The sequence below is a fragment of the Komagataeibacter saccharivorans genome, assembly GCF_003207825.1.
GTDB lineage: Bacteria > Pseudomonadota > Alphaproteobacteria > Acetobacterales > Acetobacteraceae > Komagataeibacter > Komagataeibacter saccharivorans.
On sequence record NZ_NKTY01000059.1, the window covers coordinates 1 to 3,745 of the forward strand.

A 3,745-nucleotide genomic window follows, 5' to 3' on the forward strand; every position below is an offset into this window, starting at 1 on the left:
ACCGCTCCTTTGGAGCCTCTCTGCGGTACTACCTGCGACACTCGCAGGTAGTACCGCGTCCCTATCTCTTAAATCGTTCATGCTTCATAGCTGAACCAGACCAGAAATATTCAGCAAGGCGTCAGTCGCCGGGAGCTTACTGCTCAACCGCTGGCTGCGGCAGCACGGCCGGACATTCAAAAAAGACCGCTCATGCACTGGAGCAGGAGCGTGAAGACGTCTTGAAGCGACGGCAGGAGTGGTTCGCTCTCCAGCCCGATCTCGATCCGCAGCGACTGGTGTTCATTGACGAAACCAGCCTCTCAACGAAACTGGCCCGTTTGCGCGGGCGTGCCTTGCGCGGGGAACGCTGCCGCGCCGGTGTGCCGCACGGCCACTGGAAAACCACGACCTTCACCGGTGGGCTACGTCTGACAGGCCTGACCGTGCCCTTCGTACATGATGGTCCCATGAACGGCACAATCTTTCAGGTCTACGTCGAACGGGTTCTTATCCCGACACTGAAGCCGGGCAATATCGTCGTGTTGGACAATCTTCCGGCGCATAAGCTTTCTGCAATACAGAAGGTCATTGAGCAGGCAGGGGCGGAACTGATGTTCCTTCCGCCATACAGCCCGGACTTCAATCCCATCGAGATGACCTTCTCAAAACTCAAGGCCTTGCTGCGCGCCAGAGCCGAACGGACTGTCCGTGCTCTGTGGGATACCGTCGGCGCGCTGCTTCCGGCTTTCACATACAGTGAATGCGCCAGCTTCTTTACAGCCGCTGGATATGAACCAGACTAAAGTGGAACCGCTCTAGAGCACTCAAATGAGCAAAACGCTTCTCAAAACGGAAAACAGACCTTTTCAGGACTCATTTTCTCCAATCAGTGCATGGAATTGTAATCATAGGGCAGGTCTTAAAACCAGAGAACTTTTCCAATCATCTATTTTTTTGCGTTATATCCACTCGCATATAGCGACAGTGGCGGGAATGACGACGACCATGCCGAGCGTCGTGAGCAGCATGATGCTGGCTGTTTCTACCTCGCACTTCCCATACTGCTGGGCAAACAGGGCAGACGGTGTGGAGGTAGGCATCGCACTTGCGACAAAAGCTGCTTTCGCCATAGCGGATTTTAGTCCCCATGCCTTGAGGGCGACGAAGAAGACTGCTGGTTGCAAGACGACACAGACGAGCGATCCCAGTATAACGGTCCTAGATCTGAGATTAAGGGAATAAGACGCAAGCGCGAGCCCGCAGGCGAAGATCGCCGCTCCTGGTGCGCAGACTGCTAGAGGCTTGAGCACGGACACGGAAACCGGCGGCATCGTCAGACCGGACAGAGACACGATGGTGCCCAGCACCGGTGCCCACACAAGGGGGTTCTTGATCGTTTTTCCAAGCGTTCGGGCCAACGAGGGTCTCGACGTTTCTGACCTGGACGCGCTCTCGAGCAGGTAGATGACGACTGAAACCTGTAAGAGGTTTGTGACAACCGCAGCCAGACCGACTACGCCGCCGCCGACCGTATCGCCATAGATTGGATCGAGGACCGTCAGGCCATAGATCGGTGCGGCTGTGGAGGACACCGCATAGCCGAGGAGGACTGCGGTCAGCCGGTCGCGCGTCATCATGCACAGGACGAGATAGCTCACGCCAAAGAAGAGCGAATATCCGATGATCATGACCACAACGAGTGGCCCCTGCTGAAGGAGCAAGTCGCATTTGAAGGACGCCATGCTGAGGAAGAGCGCAACCGGCAGGGCATATTTCAGCGCGAAATGACTGAAACCGATGGCCTGATCGTGATCGAAATCCTTGTACTTCCCGGCCAGATAGCCCAGCCCGAATATGAGGAAAACCGGAGCGATGGCGGCGACGAGTATCACGAGATTCACGGATCTGCTCCGGGTTGGTGAGAGAAGGCCTCATCATCCCCGGTGATCGGCTCGAGCCGATCACCGGGGATGACTTAGGTGTGTCAGAGTTCCTTGTAGACCGGCTTGTAGAGCAGCCCCTCGATCCAGGCGCGGATATTTTCCGGACGCTCGACGGTGGCCTGTCCACTATCGAAGATATGCTCCGCAACCCGCGTGGCGGTCGTCACTTCGGTCTCCAGGATGTTGGCTTGGAGCGGGAACAGCATGCCATGCTCGCGTGCGCTCGGCCCCACCTGATCCGCTGTCGCGGCGGCGGCGGTGATGAACATATCGTCCGTGATCCGCGCGGGACGGGTCGCGTAAACGGCGAGGCCGATTGCCGGAAAGATATAGAAATTGTTGGCCTGTCCCGGGTGGTAGCTCTTTCCCTGATATTCGAAGTCCGGAAATTGGACTCCAGCGGCGTATAATGCTTTGCCTTTTGTCCAGGTATAGGCCTGCTCGGCCGTACATTCCGCCTTGTTCGTCGGATTGGAGAGCGGGAAGATCACCGGCCGCTCGTTCAGTTTTGCCATCTCGCGGACCACCTCCTCGGTGAATGCGCCGCCGATGGTGCTGACGCCGATCAGAATGGTCGGCTTGAAGGTTCTGACGACCTCGAGAAGATCTTTCGTCGGTTTCGCCTCGTGCGCGAACGGCTTCTGCCACTCGTTGAGATCGGTCCGGCTGGTCTCGATCAGACCGTTGACATCGATCAGTACGATACGCTCACGCGCTTCGGCCTCGCCCAGACCCGCTTCGACCATCGCCGAGACAATCATACTTGCGATACCGATCCCGGCTGAGCCTGCGCCCAGAAAAAGGACGCGCTGATCGGCGAAAGTCTCGTTCTTGATCTGCAGTGCCGTGGTCAGGCCTGCTACCGCGATCGCTGCGGTTCCCTGAATATCGTCATTGTAGCACAGGACCTTGTCGCGATAGCGGGCGAGAAGCCGCATCGCATCGGTACCTTTCCAGTCCTCGAAATGAATGCAGACACCGGGAAACACGTCTGTAGCGGCTTCGATAAATGCCTCTGAGATCAAATCCACCTCCGCTTCGTCTGGCGGGAGCTCGCGCAGACCAAGATAAAGCGGATCGGCCCGGAGCGCCGCGTTCGTGGTGCCTATGTCCAGTAGCACAGGCAGCAGCGCCTCGGGCGGCACCCCCGCGCAGGCGGTGTAGAGCTGGAGCTTGCCAATGGGAATGCCCATGCCGTTAGCGCCGATATCGCCAAGACCGAGAATACGGCCGCCGGTGGACACACAGATGAACCGAACGTCTTTTACCGGCCAGTTGCGCAGAATTTTTTTGAAGCGACCTTTCATGTCGCGCGTGAGATACATGCCCGCGCTGCCGCGATAGATATGTCCGAATGCCAGACAGGCATCAGCCACGGTCGGATCATAGACAATCGGCACAAACCGCGCGGGGTCGGACATCAGCGTGTGGTAGAATAGCGTCTCGTTCCTGTCCGCCAGGCTCATGAGATAGATGTAGCGTTCGAGATCATTCGGCTTTGCGGCGAGTTGCGTCTGAACCCTCTCCAGTTGCCGGTCGATGTTTTCCACAGTCGGAGGAAGCAGACCTTCAAGGCCGAGCGATTGACGCTCAGTCATTGTAAAGGCGGTTTCCTTGTTGCGGGCGGGGTTGTTGAGGATTTCCTGTCCCCGGATCGTGCTGGCGTGGCTCATGTGTTCTCCTCGCGGTTCGGTAATCCCCCCATTTTTAGTGGGGCATTGAATGAGAATTCAGGCAGCTGTTTTTAGTTTCTGGGCGGGGGTTAGCCCGCTGTTCCCCATGTTGGGTCTGTCATGGTTATATGTCCAGAGCCATTGTGT

General features: G+C 57.3%; 3 protein-coding genes. 1 reads left to right on the forward strand and 2 read right to left on the reverse strand.

The window, feature by feature from the left end; translation table 11 throughout:
• Nucleotides 1-785, forward strand: a 785-nt coding sequence (locus CFR79_RS15115) for an IS630 family transposase (RefSeq protein ID WP_408884598.1), incomplete at its 5' end; no start/stop codon positions are given.
• A gap of 156 nt (nt 786-941) precedes the next feature.
• Here CFR79_RS15115 and CFR79_RS15120 read toward each other — a convergent pair.
• Nucleotides 942-1,883 (reverse strand): AEC family transporter, encoded by a 942-nt coding sequence (locus CFR79_RS15120; RefSeq protein WP_039734241.1) that lies wholly within the window; start codon nt 1,881-1,883, stop codon nt 942-944.
• An 83-nt stretch (nt 1,884-1,966) separates the two neighbouring features.
• Nucleotides 1,967-3,598 (reverse strand): NAD-dependent malic enzyme, encoded by a 1,632-nt coding sequence (locus tag CFR79_RS15125; RefSeq protein ID WP_039734243.1) that lies wholly within the window; start codon nt 3,596-3,598, stop codon nt 1,967-1,969.
• Between the last annotated feature and the right edge of the window lie 147 nt (nt 3,599-3,745).